The sequence below is a fragment of the Paenibacillus kobensis NBRC 15729 genome (genome assembly GCF_004000825.1).
GTDB classification, from domain to species: domain Bacteria; phylum Bacillota; class Bacilli; order Paenibacillales; family Paenibacillaceae; genus Paenibacillus_T; species Paenibacillus_T kobensis.
In genome coordinates, this window is sequence record NZ_BILZ01000089.1 from 1 (window position 1) to 14,549 (window position 14,549).

Genomic DNA, 14,549 nt, shown 5'->3' on the forward strand with positions numbered 1-14,549 from the left:
CATTATCGGCGGTCTTGGCTCGGCAGCGGCTGAGACGATAGCGGAGCACGGCACAGCTGTACCGTTTGCGCGGTTCGGACTGCCGGACGCCTTCAACCGGAGCGTTGGCAGCCATGCATATTTGCTGGAGCAGGCGGGCTTCCATTACGAACGATTTCAACAAATTGCGAGAGGAGCGTGCGGCAGACCATGACCGATTCCTATAAGCCGATGGGCATGATCGGCAAGCATCACCGGCCGTCCGATTTCGAGGCGTACCGGCTGACGGAAGAGACGTTCGAACAGTCGCAGCTGTCTGTGTTCAACAAGCTGGAGGCATTCCCGCGGTTTGCGACGAAGAGAAGCTTGGCGAAATTTCTGTGCCGGCACGAAATATTCAAACATGTGCTCGGCGTGACGGGAAGCATTGTCGAATGCGGCGTATTCAACGGCGGCGGCTTGTTCACATGGGCGCAGCTGTCGAACATCTACGAGCCTTCCAACCATACGCGTAAAATTATCGGCTTCGATACGTTCGCCGGCTTTCCGTCTGTATCGGAGCAGGATCGAGAGCCGGACGACGAGTTCAAAGCCGGAGATTTGAAAGGGGAAGCGATCGAGCAGCTTCAGAAGTCGGTCGAAAAATATAACGCCGAGCGCTACCTGTCGCACATTCCGAACATAGAGCTCGTGCAGGGTGATTTTATGCAAACCGCTGACGCGTTCGTGGAGCGGAATAAGCACCTTCTCGTCTCGCTGCTGTATCTCGATTTTGATCTGTATGAGCCGACGAAGAAAGCGCTCGAGGTGTTTTTGCCAAGGATGGGCAAAGGCTCGGTCGTCTGCTTCGATGAGATTAACTGCGCTTCATTCCCGGGCGAGACGGGCGCGCTGCTCGAGATGCTGCCAATTCGCGAGACGGCGATCCGCCGGTTTCCGACGGATCCGTGGGTGTCGTATGTTGTCTTGTAAGGAAGCGGGGTGGCCGGGATGAGCGATAGGGAGGAAGAGAAGCCGCAGCCGGATGCCGAAGAAGCGTCGGCTTCGTCGGACCAGACCGAGACTTCTAATCCGGAGTCCTCCTCAGCGGCATTGCCGACGTCGTCGCCTCAGTTCTACGAGCTGGGAGAAGGCACCGTCATCGAGGCCGGCAGCATGATGCAAAACGCGGAAGAGATTTCGATAGGCAGAGGGGTATTCGTCCGCTCAGGCGCCTGGTTCAACATTTGTACGCCCGTCACCGGCGAACGGCCCAAGTTGATCGTCGGCGACGGCTGCCAATTTAATTTCCGCGTATCCGTATCGGCGGCGAACCGGATCGTTCTGGAGCGGTTCTCTACCTATGGACACCAGACGTACATTTCCGATACGAATCATGAATATCGTAATATCGGCATTCCAGTTGTTATGCAGGGTATAACAGATACGGATGGCGAGACGATCGTAGGAGAAGGGACTTGGGTCGGGGCGAACTGCAGCATCTGCGGACCGCTTCGGATCGGCCGGGGATCGGTGATCGGGGCGAACAGCGTCGTAACCCGCAACATTCCCGATTATTCCGTTGCCGTCGGCGCTCCTGCCCGCGTAGTTAAGATGTTCGATACGGATGCAGCCGATTGGATCGCTGTGCGGAGATCGGAAGAGATCGAGACGGTGCTGCGCAGACGGCGGGAGCACCCGGTGATGACGATCTGCATTCCGACATACAACCGGGCGACGGATCTCGCGCGTTGTCTGGGCACCATTTTTCATCAAATCGGAGAATGTACGCTCATCGAGGTGTTAGTATCCGACAACGCTTCGCCGGATCAGACACAGGACGTGTTGAAATCGTATGCGGAGGCTTACCCGAACGCGAACTTCCGGTATTGGCGCAACGAAGAGAACATTGGCGCGGAGCGCAACATATTGAAGCTGATGGACGAAGCGCGCGGCGATTACGTCATGCTGCATGGGGATGACGACTTCTTCGTCGACATGACCATTATGCCGCTGTTCAACATCGTGCACCGGAACCGGAACAGCAGCGTTATATTTATCGATGTGCTGAACAACAGCCATGCGGTCGAAACGTTCGAAGGGCTCGATGCTTTCATCCGGAAAGCTTCGATTCATTCGGGCTTTATTTCCTCGATCATTATCGAGCGGGATCTGTACCGGCAAATTGAGGATAAATCGTTGTTCATCGGCTCCGGCTTCAACCATATCTATTTGCAGCTGGAGGCGGTTCGGCGGAAGCCTCAGTTCACCGTTGTGAACGAGTCTGTCTTCGCGTATGCGGGCAATAAGCCGGACGGATACAATTTCGCTAAATATTTTATCGAGGGCTACTTGAGCATTCTGTCGCATAACCGGCAGTTTGGGCTGTCGGAGGAGGCGATCAAGCACGAGAAGGGTAGCATGCTTGCGACGACCGTGCTGCCTTGGTACAAGCGAATCGTGGAAGAAGAATTGGGATCGGATTTGACAGGCTTCGAGGAAATCTATACGGCGCACTATAAGGATGAACCCTATTATGAGCAAATACTAGAATGGATTCGCGGCATTCAGCCGTCCCAGCCGAAGGATTCTCAATGAGCAGGCAATGAATGACCCCTTGTCAGGATTAAATCGTAGCGGCATCCTCCTAATATCTGATATAATGCCGACAGCGAACATACGGGACGACGGCGTCTCCGAATCGGAGGCGTCTTCGCATTGATTAACGTCGGCGGATGAAAGGGTTTGCATGCCGCTGATCCAGCGGACGTCCCTAGGCGCGAATGCGGAGGGAGCTAACAGGATGACGGAGCCAACTAACAGTCAGGATATGAATGCAGCGGAAGTGACACACGATGGACAAGCCGGGTTCGGCTGGGTCGATGCCCATATTCATTTGGATCACTATGAGATGCCGAAATGCGAAATGATGCTGCAGGAAGCTTTTGCGGCAGGATGCGAAGGAATCGTCGCGGTGTCGCAAAATATGGCCTCATGCGAAACGATCCGCTTCATCGCTTCGCGCCATATTGGACGTGTGATGCCGGCGTACGGCTTTCATCCCGAGCAGCCAGTTCCGGACGAGGAGGCTGTCGCGCAGCTGTTCGATTGAATTCGTGAACGGTATGCTGAAGGGGAGCGGTTCGCGATCGGAGAGGTCGGACTGCCCTATTTTACGCGTACGAATGCCGAGAAGGAAGGACAGCCGTTCGACGAGACGGGGCATCTGTTGCTGCTCGACCGCTTTGCAGCTCTAGCTGCCGAGCTTGATCGTCCGATCGCGCTGCATGTCATTCATGAGGACGGCCATAAAGTATGCGATCTATTGGAACGGCATGGCGTTCGACGGGCTCATTTTCATTATTTTAAAGGCGACCGCGCCACGATCGACCGGATAATCGCCAAACGATATTATGTTTCGGTCACGCCGGAAATATTGTACGATGAGCAATCCCGCGAGCTTGTCCGGCTGTATCCGATCGAGCTGATGATGACGGAAACGGATGGTCCATGGCCATTCAAAGGGCCGTTCCAAAATATCGAAACAACGCCGATGTTCGTACCGGAAGTAGTTCGGGAAATCGCCGTACTCAAAGGGATCGATGTGCAACAGGCGGCAGCGGTGCTGGCGGACAATGCGAAGAAGGTGTACGATTTCGGAGTTGAGCTTTAAAGCTTGAAAGCGAATGAAGAACCCTGCAAGCGCTATAGGCGTATGCGGGGTTCTTCATTCTGTTGATGAGAACGCGAAGATTCCTTGATGTCTGAAGAACGAAGCAATAGTCTGGCCATACTAGAAAAAGCAGGATAAATGATTGAGGAGGGGGGAGAAACGATTGCCGCAAGCGCGATCTGTTGCAACACGGCTGTGGCTAGTGCCAACTATAACCGCAGCCGTATTGGCTGCTGGCTTCTGCTGGCTTGCTGTCTATATTCGAGGCGGACAAGGCGGTCCAACCGCGTTAGACAACCGAATCATTACAGCGGTCCGCGCATGGGAATCGCCAGGTATGACGTCATTCATGAAGTGCATTACCGGAATGGGCAACGGGTTGCCGGTTGTCGTTCTATCCATTGTTCTGTTGCTCGTGCTGGCTATGCTCCGCTACCGGCTTGAGCTGCTGTTGTTTATTGCCGTCGTCAGCGGATCGGGATTGCTTAATCTGTTATTGAAGCAGCTTGTACAACGGACCCGGCCTGCCGGGGAGCGGCTGGTTGAAGCGGCAGGCTACAGCTTTCCGAGCGGCCACGCAATGGCTGCTTTCACACTGTACGGTATTACGGCCTACTTAATATGGAAACATATTCCCCGCCGAGAAGGCAGGGCGCTAATGGCGCTAATCAGCGTTCTGCTCATCTTCGCTATCGGGCTAAGCCGAATCTATGTTGGCGTTCATTACCCGACGGATGTGCTAGGAGCATATTTGGCCAGCGGTACATGGCTCGCTGTTACGGTTGGCGCGTTCCGATGCTGGCAGGCAGCCAGACAGCCGGCCAAGCGGCAGTAGGCGGACTTTCCTTTAATAGACGAACTTGCGCTGCGCCCAATAGCTGAAAGCGAACAACAGCCCTTCCGTCAACAGCTTAGCTGCAAGCAGCGGAAGTCCCGCCATGCCGTGCAGTGTATCAATGAATCCGTAATTTAATAGCAGAATAAGCAGGACGAGTGCGAAATATTTGGCCGCAGAACCAAGGGCGGCTTGACCGCTGTTCTGTTGGAAGACAAGCTTCCGGTTCATAACGAAATTAAACAACGCGCTGAATATCCGGGCGACGGCGACAGCAAGCAGCAAATGGCCAGTCGCATAATAGATAATCAGGAGCAGTCCGTAATCAAGAAGCGCTGAAGCGGCGGATGAGCAACTGAACTTCAATATCGGCTTATAGACGCGCAATGAATCAGCAATCGGGTGAAAATGAGAGGATTGATTACGCTCGATATACACCGTTTCAATCGGCACCTCTAGCAGTGACAGCCGGTCGGATTTCGCATGCAGCAGCATGTTCATCTCGTATTCGAACCGCTCGCCGGGGACGGCGCAGAGCCAGTCGAGCATATCAGCAGAGTAGCCGCGCAATCCGGTCTGTGTATCGTGAATCCGGCGTCCCGTTGTAAACGCATAGGCGATCCGGGTAGCGGAATTACCGAATCGGCTGCGGAGCGGCACTTGCCCGGTAAACTGTCTGCTGCCTAGGATGAGATGTCCTGGATGCTGCATGACGGCATCGGCGATGCGCCGAATGTCTTCGGGCAAATGCTGGCCGTCGCTGTCGGCGCATATGACGCCGTCGCTCCTGCCTGCAGATTGAATATAACGAAAGCCGGTTTTGAGCGCGCGGCCTTTGCCGAAGTTGCGTTCATGCGTCAGCACCTTGCAGCCGAGACGGGCAGCTTCCTCGAATAGATGGCGGTAATCGGCACCACTGCCGTCGTCGACGATTACGACCGGCCGGCCGATGTTATCGGCTTGTAGCTGCAGGATCAGCGTCAGCAGCCGTTCATCCGGTTCATAAGAAGGGATAAGAATGGTCATGTCTAGTTGGCCTCCTTTCAAGTACGCCGGACAATGTTTAAGCGCCGACATATACGATGTCGCTTACGCCGCGTTCGCGGTCGCGTCCTTGCGGGTTGTTGACGACTCTGCCCATGAAGTACATCGTGGATGAGCCGCCGCCGTCGAGATTGTAGGCATCCGTGCAGCCAAGCTGTTGGAACAAATCGGCGAATTCGGCGAGCGTCATGCCGCGGCTGTAATTGTCCGCGCGTCCGTCTACGACGACGAGCACGTAATGGTTGGGGGAGATGATCCCGATACCGGTACGCGGGTTCGCGCTTTGAATCGACCGGTTGCCGAAATTCGTATCGATCTCGACATGCTCGAAGTCGCTGGTCGGCTGTCCGTTCTTCAGTAGGGCTGGGCCGAAAGAAAACGTGTTCGTTACGCCTTGCGCCAGCAGTTCGGAAGAACGGACGCTTTGCTCGTCGTAAGCTTCCATCGTGCCATCCTGGAATAATGCGAGTCCTTCTCTGGTTGGCTCATCCCGGTACAGCACGCCGTTACGGATGATCACACCGTCGCTGCGAAAGCCGTAATAATCGCCGTTGATGGCCAGTACGGCATTGTGATCGGCGGCGATCGCGGAAGTATTCTCCGTAATGTTGCGGCCGAATTCATTCTTGGCTAGCGCCGTTTGCAGTACTGCGCCGTTCTTCATCGTGACGTCGGCGACGAAATACGTTATTTTTTCGCTGCCCGAGCCGGTTTCGACTTTCTGGATGGCAATCTCGGATTGATCGCTCGAATAGTGCCAATCGTCGTACTGCGCTTTTGCAGAAACGCCTTCGGTACCGGATGTTGTACCGGACGCCGCTGTATTGGACCCGGTACTGGACCCCGTACCGGACGAGGCTGCCGGAGCATCAGGGAGGACAACTTCAACATGCTCGATCAAATACCGGTCTGCCAGCTTGTACAGCACGGCGCCGGCGGATAGTACAAGGAAAGCTGTTACGGCAAGGGTGATCCGCATACGGCGTGACATAGGTTTCAATGGCAAGTACCTTCTTTCTGTCGGTGATGGGGTGTCTTGTTGGAGTGCAGCATTGTTAGTTGATTAGCGACATTGTCGCATCGCCTACTGAAACGAGCTTGAACCTCGGCTGAACATGCGCTGAAAAACAAAGCCAACGCAAAAAGCTCCTCTGTCTGCGGACCTAACGTCCGTCAAATAGAGGAGCTTTTTATAAGATGTATTGTGTTTAAGGGATTAGCCTCCGGCGTTTGCGGCTAGCCAGCCGCAAACGAGCAGCAGCAGACTTCCGATCACGACGGAGGTAACGACGATCGCCCGGACGAATTGATGCGTATGAGCGTCGTTCATGTGGCGTGCCTCCGATTCGTTGCCGATTATTGAGCAATTGTAAAGAAATCACTCTAGCATTACTCTGAACATAACAGGGATGATGCGATTGCGGCAACGAAAACAGAGTTGCGGACACCACAATTTTCCGTATTTTGGATGTTGCGTTAGTGGACGACAGGAGGCTCGCGGTGGTCGTGTTCCGAGATGCCGCTAAGGGCATTGAGCGCTCCTTGCTTCAGCGACTGCTGCACGGCAAGATCGCCGATGGCGACGACGCCGACCAATTCGCCGTTCTCTACGACAGGCAGCCGCCTGATCTGACTAGCAGCCATCCGCTTCGCGGCCTCTTCGATCGTCGCATCCGGCGCAATGGTCTCCAGATGCTTCGTCATCACTTCCTCCACCGCCGTCGAGCCCGGATTTTTGTCCGCATAGCCGCGCACGACGAGATCGCGGTCCGTTACGACGCCGATCAGCTTCTTGCCGTCGACGATCGGAATAAATCCAATATCGAATTGTTTCATCAAGACGGCTAGTTCGTAAACATTGTCCAGCAGCGTAGCCGTCACGCAGTTCGTTGACATAATATCTCTAATTGTGGATGCCATCGCCATATCCTCCTTGTGCGAACGGTAATTAACCGTTATTTTCCGTCGTTTAGGTTGTCCGCTGCATGGGGGATTCATTCAGAAAAGGAGTCTATTGTGGAGGCGAACCGGTGAATGGGTTGCGGGAACGGCGGGAACGCAAAGACGGCCCGTTGAAGGCCGTCCTTGTACGTTATTCTGCTTGTTTATTCCTTTTCTTCCTGTTCTTTCTGTTCGTAGAACCAGAGCGGATCGTCACAATCTTCATCGCCGTTATAGTTAATTAAAACTTCATCTCCGGCTTCAATATCGGTATAAGCGTAGAAATCGACGGACAAATTGTCGAAATTCAGCTCATACGACGCGTTCGGCGTATACGAGTGGTTGAATAGACTGCCGTAACCGAGCAGTATGGCGCTATGATTCGCCCCATAATTATACACGTAATCGGCGAGAATCGTCTGTTCGATATGCTCGTCATGCTCATTCGGATACGTAACCACGGGCGCTACGTGAAGAAGTTCGCCTTTTGCGATGTTGCGTGTTGCGAAGACGCCGCGGTTAAATTCGCCTTGGCTCAGCTTGGACGTTTTAATTTCAATCATGTCGTTCTCCTGCGTTATCTTATTTGGGTAAGGCCAGGCCGTGTGCCAGCGGCACGTAAGGCGCATAAGTTCTATTATACATGACGGGCCTAGATCGATGCACTTTGAATTTGATTTCGATTGAAGCCGATATTTTAGATAGGGGGTACGTGACGCGTGCTCTCTATCCATGGGGCTGTGTCAGCTTCATTGCAATTTGTACAACGAAAAAAGCCCATTGAATCGAAGAGACAGGCTTCCCTGCATTACATACAATGACAAAACGTGAACAATGGTTGAATTGACGCTTTTCGGCGGCGGAGCTGATTTTTCGTTGTACAGAATGCAATGGAACTCTCCATGATGAGTTAATGGGTTGATCTCGTTGCACAGAATGCAATGGAGTATGAGGTTGCCGCCCAAGACTGCTTACACACAAGAAAAAAAAGGACCCCGTTCACCGCTTCTTGGCGGAAATAAAGTGCACCTCCTTTGTTAGATGGTGTCTAACAAAGGAGGTGCATCTCAAAATCGAGGTCCTTTTTTGTACAGTATATTAGGCAATTCCCGTTCTAGGATGTTCTCATCTCTGGGGACAGTCCGATTCGCAGCTTGCGAACGGCATTAGAATGCCCAATTACCGTTCAGCAGCACCGGCTCTTCGCCACCTTCGCTGGTTACGCCGTAAATGTTGAGCTCGCCTGATCCGACCATAAAGTCTGTATGAGCCATGCTGCGGTTCAACCCTCTGGCGAGCAGCTCTTCTTGGGATAAAGAGGAGCCGTTCTTGATGCAGGACGCATAGGCGCTCCCGACAGCCAGATGGCAGGAGGCGTTCTCGTCGAACAGTGTTTTATAGAACAGGATGTTCGAATCGGAGATCGGGGATCGGTGCGGCACGAGTGCGACTTCTCCAAGATATTTTGCTCCTTCATCCGTCTCAAGCAGTCCTTGCAGCGCTTCCTCGCCTTGCTCGGCTGTCGTTTTCACGACGCGGCCGTCTTGGAATATGAAGGAGAAGCGGTCGATAATATTGCCGTTATAGCTAAGCGGCTTTGTGCTGGAGACCGTTCCGTTGACACCGGTACGAAGCGGGGCGGAGTATACTTCCTCAGTTGGAAGGTTGGGAACGAACCATATGCCTTGACCGTTCTGTTTGCTCCCGCCGAGCCATACATGACCGTCGGGCATTTCGATCGTAAGATCGGTGCCTGGCCCCGTATAGTGAAGTTTCTTGTACTGCTTCTCATTCAAATATTTCGCTTTTGCGTGCAGCTCTGCGATGTGAGCAGTCCATGCCGCAATCGGATCCGGCTGATCGGCGCGGACCATGCAGAAGATTGCGTCCCACAGCTTCGACACTTGCTCGTCCGCCGGCACATCGGGGAACACTTTGGCAGCCCAAGCCGGGGAAGGGACTGTCGCAAGAGACCAACTGAACTTGAACGCTTGCGAGAGCTGGCGGTATTTCTCGTTCGCTTGGCGGAGCGTACGGTCTGCGTTGCGGATGCGCTCTTGCGGAACCCCCTTAAGCAGGTCGGGGTCAGCCGAACTGATCGTCACCGCTGCGGCGCCTTGTTCCGCCATTTCCAGCTTCTCGCCGGCTGACCACTTCGGAACTTCAAGGAACGATTGCTCCGGCGCAAGGTCGTATCGGATCCGGGAGACGGCGTCATCGGTCCATACGACCTTCACTTGATAGGCGCCGGCTTCGTACGCTTTCTTCACGACAAGCCGTGCGTGCTCCGGCGATTCGATCGATGCGTTGAGCATCAGAGACTGCCCGGGCTGGATGTTGGCGCCGATCTTCACGATAATGTCGGCGTAGTTGTTAAGTTTTTGTTCGAAAGTCAACATGGGCTTCATCCTTTCCGATTAAGGTAACGGCTAGTTCGATGAGGTTGCGTAGGTTTATTGTAGTGGATGGAGGTGGCGGTTTTCAAACCGGCCCGACTTAATTATTGATCGTAGTTGCGCGGCTTCTTTCGATGCCTTGATTGATCCTGCAACGAATGCTGCTGCTGCTAATTTGCATCGAGATTTATCCGGAGGGTGGCCTGATCATTTCCCGGTAGAATGTAAATCATCAAAAAAGAACGAGCCAATACTAAATGCAGACCTGGATGCTGGATTATTACAATTATTAGCGTATTGGGAGCATGTACCGTCTATGTTTGGTTACGGAATGTTGACGAGAATTTCTCTAGAGGATGCTTCAATTAGACTAGTGATGCTTATGCCGAATTCAACGAGTTCGGCAACCCCTCCAACAACACCTGCAGCATTAAAGGCTACCATTGCATCAAGAACTAGAACTTCAATTACATCGGTCTTTAAAGCACAGTTAGGTGGTTACTTACATGAGTGCAAATGAGGGCTGTTTTTATCTATTGGAACAAGCGAGATTAGGGGAGTGGATTGGCGACTCCAATGATGCTCAAGAACGATATGAACAATATTTGCAGCACCTTTAAAATGGTAACAAGGAAAGTGAATCATTTCGGCAATTTATTGAACCAATTGTGTCGGATAGGACAAAAAACAAAACACTCAATAATTCGATGGATTCTATTGCCATCTTAAAACGATTCAGATATAGCGTTCGTGCAATCGATAACGTTCATCCTTATCTTTTGCTTCAACTTCGAGCATTTGATTCGACAATGAGCACAATTGAACTCACCCCCCTCCCAGTTTCGCGAATGGAAGAACTCCAACTGCAGGTCATTCAACCGGCGACATTTGATCCAAACATTTCTAATGTGACCGAGTCCATTATTTATTACGGATGTCAGATCGACGATTTCCAAGGGCTGTTTTCTATGGACTCAAGAGCAGTAATTAGAGGAGAGTTTGTAGTAAAAGAGGATCAGGTTAACCAAGCACTTACTTATATCAAAAAATATTAGAGGCGTTTGAGAAAGATTACTTATATTAAGCTTGAATAAGACGGTTGTGCTGTTTTTGATCACATTGAATGAATTTTTCTTGTATTAATGTAAATGATATACAAGTTTCATTTTACTTGATATATTGGGAATGTTGATAACTTAAAGGGAGGTTGTACGATTGAAACGTCTATCACTACAATCACTCATCATCGTCATCCTAGCATTCTCAATCTTTGCCCCTATCGCATCCGCTGAGAAAAAAGTTAAGGGCGATGCCAATCCTTACGGCTTGGAGGTCCAAGCTTGGACAGCGAATGGCATTACCGAGGTAACGGTCCATGCATACGCATTAGATTCGATGGCTGCACCACCTAGCGGAATCCAAGCACTTGATATTACGGCATACGATGCAGCAGACAAGAAGCTGTTCACACAAAGCTATAATGCAAAGGACAAGCTTACGATCTACGAAACGTTAAAGCTGCAAGCCGATAAAAAGGGCAAGCAGGTGAGCAAGGTTCTAGTAGAAGCTTCTGTCCCAGTAGGGCCAGGGGATAAGAAAAATAACACCAAAGGTTACACGCTCGCAGCAGAAGCAGCGGTCAAGGCTCGTCCCGATCTGACATTAGTGAATGCTTCAGCACAACTATCTGTGAAGGCTGATGAGCCGTTTACTGTTCATGTTGATGTGAAGGAATTAAGCGGCCAGTCAGGTGCGACAGGACGAATTGATCTATTGAACGGCGGTCAAGTTCTTGCTTCATATAATGAACTGACCGTCGGTCCAGGCCAGACCATTCCTGTAACCTTCAGCTCGCAGCTCAATGAGGCTGGCGATTACACCGTTGCGATCAGAATTATTAAGACAGATATCGCTCAGTCCGATGTTACGAATGATCAGGCGTTCGTTAATGTTCATGTGGAGCCGGCAGAAGTGGATGCGATGCCTCTGTCAATTATGAACGCGCAGTATATATACAGCGCTGCGTTCGAAGAGCATTATGAGAAGCTAAGAGATGGTATCTTCGTTGAAGGCTTCCATAATACAAACGGGAAAAGTGAGGCCTTCATGTTGGATACGAATGTTCCCGGCGGTATTCTTCAAGGTGGCTCAATTGCGGTTGAGCTGCATGGTCAGACAACAGGCAAAACCTATTCCTTCGAATGGTCCAACCTTGTAGGCGATGTCGGTGGGGAAGAATCATACTATCAGTTGGATGACAGCAACAGAGGCATCTCACTCCATATTATCGACAGCCCCGATGGCAATATCGTCTCCATTAACAAAAACGCAGGAAACTACGATGGTAACTATTTCTATAATGGCATGTGGCAGATATCAAATTCTCTCAATGGCGAATACGCGATTGAAGAGAAGAACGCCGTCGATTACACTATTAAGATATCGAATAACCAAGGTGAAACCTATGTTAACGCAGGCACCATAGCGCTTCAATACGTACCGCTTGTGCAAGATACGCAATGGGTTTGGCAGAACGAATCCAATCGTGCATGGGGCTTCCATACGAATTATGAAGGACAAGTATCCAGCAACTAACGAGCAACGTAAGCAGCTGCTATCTAATCCTGAATTAGATAGCAGCTGCTTTTTTTTCAATTCCTATATCCAATCAGGGTGAAATGGCTGCTCGCCTTTGTCGGCATGGATATACACTCGCGGCGCAGCATCGGTGTTATTGCTCACCGTGTTATACAGCACTGAAATTAACAGTGTTAAAGAGTCTTCGATGTTACCTCATAGTAAAGATATTAGTGGTATACTTTATATATCAAGGGTTGTCGGCAAAAAAAATCGGGCGCCCCTTTCGGGACGCCCTTTCATGGGAGAGGAGAAACCGGACGAAGAGCTTATGGGGAAACGTAAGTCTTCTCCGCGGTTGTCTACGGCATCTCTCGACGCCGATGATAGTATTTTTGCCGGAATGGAGGCAAATATACATGCCTTTCCAAATAAATTTGTCAGGATACTACATCAGAAGGAGGCACTGCTCATGCGCGGTCTTATCATCTTGTTCGTATTCAACGGAGCGGGCCTGCTTCTGCACGAATGGGTAGGCGTGCCGCTGCCGTCCAACGTGATTGGCATGCTGCTGCTTGTGGCAGCCCTATTCTTGAAGTGGATTAAGCTGGAGTGGGTCGAAGAGAGCGCTTCGTTCTTCACTAAGCATATGATGCTCTTTTTTGCGCCGCTCATTGCGGGCGTTACCGTCTTCGCCAAAGAGCTTAGCGAGGCGTGGCTGTCCGTCGCAATCAGCGTTGTCGGCGGCACGATTGCCGTGATGCTCGTTACGGCTGCTGTCGTGCGGCTGCTGTCGCCTGCGGAAGCAGAAGTTCAGATAGAAGCGGAGAAGGCCCAGCCGTCGCAACGTCCGCTTACGAAGGAGGGGCATCATGAACGCGGAATTTCTCAGTAATCCGGTCTTCGGTGTTTCGCTTACGGTTATGCTGTACGGATGTGCCTTATGGCTGAAACAAAAAACGGGCTGGGTTCACCCGCTCCTCGCAACCTCAATCGCCCTGATCGGCGTGCTGTTGCTGTTTGATATTCCTTATGACGATTACAACGCGGGCGGCTCTGTCATCACGTTCTTTCTTGGTCCTGCCACCGTTGCTCTTGCGGTGCCGCTCTATAAGCAGGCGCTGCGGTTCCGGAAGCAGCTGCTGCCGGTTGCCGCAGGCGCGCTGATCGGCAGTTTGTGCGGTCTTGTGTTCAACGGGCTCGTCATGCTGTGGACAGGAGCTTCGCACTCGTTGCTGCTGACATCGCTTCCGAAGTCGGCGACGTCGCCAGTAGCGATTGAAGTGGCGCGCATGATTGGCGGCAGACCAGAGCTTGCCGCTGTATTGACGGTGCTGACCGGCTTATTCGGCAGCGTTGTAGGGCCGCGTGTGCTTCGCCTTGCGGGCTTCCGGCAGGACGCGGCAATTGGAGCAGGCGTCGGTACCGCTTCGCATGGAATCGGTACCGCGCGGCTGTTCGCCGATTCGGAGCGCCAAGGCGGCATCAGCGGCTTCGCGATGGCATTGACGGCGATAACAACGTCCGCGCTTGCCCTTCCCGTATCATGGCTGTTCTAAAGCGGAGTCGACAACTTTACAAGATGCGTTCACCCAGCAGTGAACCGACCAGCTCGACGGCGAGTCGTGCGGTCCGCCTGCCGTTGTCTAGCTGCGGATTGACTTCGACGACATCCGCCGAAGTCACGATTCCCGCTTCGGCAAGCAGTTCCATCGCTAGATGAGCTTCCCGGTAGAGGAAGCCGCCCCGGACCTTCGTTCCGGTTCCCGGGGCTTCCCCCGGATCGACCGAGTCGATGTCAAAGCTGACGTGAACGCCATCTGTTCCGTTCGATACAATCGTAATAGCCCTCTCCATAATGGCTGCCATTCCATGCTTGTCGATTTCGTGCATTGTGAAGCACGTAATGCCGAGCGAACGGATGAGCAGCCGTTCGCCTTCATCGAGCTGCCGCGATCCGACAAGGACGACGCGGTCGGGTTGAACTTTCGGCCCGTTGCCGCCGACGGACGTCAGCCGGCTGTCGCCGTAGCCGAGCGAGCAGGCGAGCGACATGCCGTGTATGTTGCCGGACGGCGTCGTGTCAGGCGTGTTCAAGTCGCCGTGGGCGTCGATCCACAATACG

12 protein-coding genes and 2 pseudogenes are annotated in these 14,549 nt (G+C 52.4%); 8 read left to right on the plus strand and 6 right to left on the minus strand.

From position 1 onward, the window contains the following. The 5 genes and pseudogenes from PKO01S_RS28995 to PKO01S_RS26965 all read left to right on the plus strand — a co-directional run. Nucleotides 1-193, plus strand: a pseudogene (locus PKO01S_RS28995) (1-deoxy-D-xylulose-5-phosphate synthase); the annotation flags it as partial. Further along, nucleotides 190-951: a TylF/MycF/NovP-related O-methyltransferase gene (locus PKO01S_RS26950; protein ID WP_127534541.1), complete on the plus strand. Its 762-nt coding sequence runs from the start codon at nt 190-192 to the stop codon at nt 949-951. The pseudogene PKO01S_RS28995 and the gene PKO01S_RS26950, both read left to right, overlap by 4 nt. Nucleotides 952-969: 18 nt before the next feature. After that, complete coding sequence (locus PKO01S_RS26955) at nt 970-2,556, plus strand: glycosyltransferase (RefSeq protein WP_127534542.1); 1,587 nt, start codon at nt 970-972, stop codon at nt 2,554-2,556. Between the two features lie 232 nt (nt 2,557-2,788). Further along, nucleotides 2,789-3,631, plus strand: a pseudogene (locus PKO01S_RS26960) (TatD family hydrolase). Nucleotides 3,632-3,794: 163 nt separating this feature from the next. After that, complete coding sequence (locus PKO01S_RS26965; RefSeq protein ID WP_127534543.1) at nt 3,795-4,466, plus strand: phosphatase PAP2 family protein; 672 nt, start codon at nt 3,795-3,797, stop codon at nt 4,464-4,466. Nucleotides 4,467-4,478: 12 nt separating this feature from the next. Here PKO01S_RS26965 and PKO01S_RS26970 read toward each other — a convergent pair whose 3' ends face one another. From PKO01S_RS26970 to PKO01S_RS26990, 5 genes are all read right to left on the minus strand, one after another. Beyond that, the gene (locus PKO01S_RS26970) at nt 4,479-5,492 is read right to left on the minus strand and encodes a bifunctional glycosyltransferase family 2/GtrA family protein (RefSeq protein WP_127534544.1); all 1,014 of its coding nucleotides are present in this window, start codon (nt 5,490-5,492) and stop codon (nt 4,479-4,481) included. Nucleotides 5,493-5,529: 37 nt separating this feature from the next. After that, nucleotides 5,530-6,501, minus strand: a complete 972-nt coding sequence (locus PKO01S_RS26975; protein WP_127534551.1) for a phosphodiester glycosidase family protein — start codon at nt 6,499-6,501, stop codon at nt 5,530-5,532. Between the two features lie 485 nt (nt 6,502-6,986). Beyond that, entirely contained in the window at nt 6,987-7,430 is a 444-nt protein-coding gene (locus PKO01S_RS26980; RefSeq protein WP_127534545.1) for a CBS domain-containing protein, read from the minus strand. A 185-nt stretch (nt 7,431-7,615) separates the two neighbouring features. Then, nucleotides 7,616-8,014: an SET domain-containing protein gene (locus PKO01S_RS26985; protein WP_127534546.1), complete on the minus strand. Its 399-nt coding sequence runs from the start codon at nt 8,012-8,014 to the stop codon at nt 7,616-7,618. Between the two features lie 603 nt (nt 8,015-8,617). Next, the gene (locus PKO01S_RS26990; protein ID WP_127534547.1) at nt 8,618-9,850 is read right to left on the minus strand and encodes an aminopeptidase; all 1,233 of its coding nucleotides are present in this window, start codon (nt 9,848-9,850) and stop codon (nt 8,618-8,620) included. A gap of 1,212 nt (nt 9,851-11,062) precedes the next feature. On the opposite strand from PKO01S_RS26990, the gene PKO01S_RS26995 reads away from it, so the two are divergent. The 3 genes from PKO01S_RS26995 to PKO01S_RS27005 all read left to right on the plus strand — a co-directional run bounded on the left by PKO01S_RS26995 (nt 11,063) and on the right by PKO01S_RS27005 (nt 13,983). Beyond that, nucleotides 11,063-12,442 carry a hypothetical protein gene (locus tag PKO01S_RS26995; RefSeq protein ID WP_127534548.1) on the plus strand — a complete coding sequence of 460 codons (1,380 nt, stop codon included), beginning with the start codon at nt 11,063-11,065 and terminating at the stop codon, nt 12,440-12,442. A 454-nt stretch (nt 12,443-12,896) separates the two neighbouring features. Next, on the plus strand, nt 12,897-13,319 hold the full coding sequence (locus PKO01S_RS29000; protein ID WP_164779796.1) for a CidA/LrgA family protein: 423 nt from the start codon (nt 12,897-12,899) through the stop codon (nt 13,317-13,319). Beyond that, complete coding sequence (locus PKO01S_RS27005) at nt 13,297-13,983, plus strand: LrgB family protein (protein WP_127534550.1); 687 nt, start codon at nt 13,297-13,299, stop codon at nt 13,981-13,983. The genes PKO01S_RS29000 and PKO01S_RS27005 overlap by 23 nt, the downstream gene beginning before the upstream one ends. A gap of 16 nt (nt 13,984-13,999) precedes the next feature. Here PKO01S_RS27005 and PKO01S_RS27010 read toward each other — a convergent pair. After that, on the minus strand, nt 14,000-14,549 hold a 550-nt coding region (locus PKO01S_RS27010; RefSeq protein WP_164779797.1), incomplete at its 5' end, for an arginase.

Excerpts from the sequence above, each read along its gene's own strand:
- PKO01S_RS26950 (WP_127534541.1), top strand. The coding sequence starts at position 190 with ATGACCGATTCCTATAAGCCGATGGGCATGATCGGCAAGCATCACCGG.
- PKO01S_RS26955 (WP_127534542.1), top strand. The coding sequence starts at position 970 with ATGAGCGATAGGGAGGAAGAGAAGCCGCAGCCGGATGCCGAAGAAGCG.
- PKO01S_RS26970 (WP_127534544.1), bottom strand. The coding sequence starts at position 5,492 with ATGACCATTCTTATCCCTTCTTATGAACCGGATGAACGGCTGCTGACG.
- PKO01S_RS26975 (WP_127534551.1), bottom strand. The coding sequence starts at position 6,501 with ATGTCACGCCGTATGCGGATCACCCTTGCCGTAACAGCTTTCCTTGTA.
- PKO01S_RS26980 (WP_127534545.1), bottom strand. The coding sequence starts at position 7,430 with ATGGCATCCACAATTAGAGATATTATGTCAACGAACTGCGTGACGGCT.
- PKO01S_RS26985 (WP_127534546.1), bottom strand. The coding sequence starts at position 8,014 with ATGATTGAAATTAAAACGTCCAAGCTGAGCCAAGGCGAATTTAACCGC.
- PKO01S_RS26990 (WP_127534547.1), bottom strand. The coding sequence starts at position 9,850 with ATGTTGACTTTCGAACAAAAACTTAACAACTACGCCGACATTATCGTG.
- PKO01S_RS29000 (WP_164779796.1), top strand. The coding sequence starts at position 12,897 with ATGCGCGGTCTTATCATCTTGTTCGTATTCAACGGAGCGGGCCTGCTT.
- PKO01S_RS27005 (WP_127534550.1), top strand. The coding sequence starts at position 13,297 with ATGAACGCGGAATTTCTCAGTAATCCGGTCTTCGGTGTTTCGCTTACG.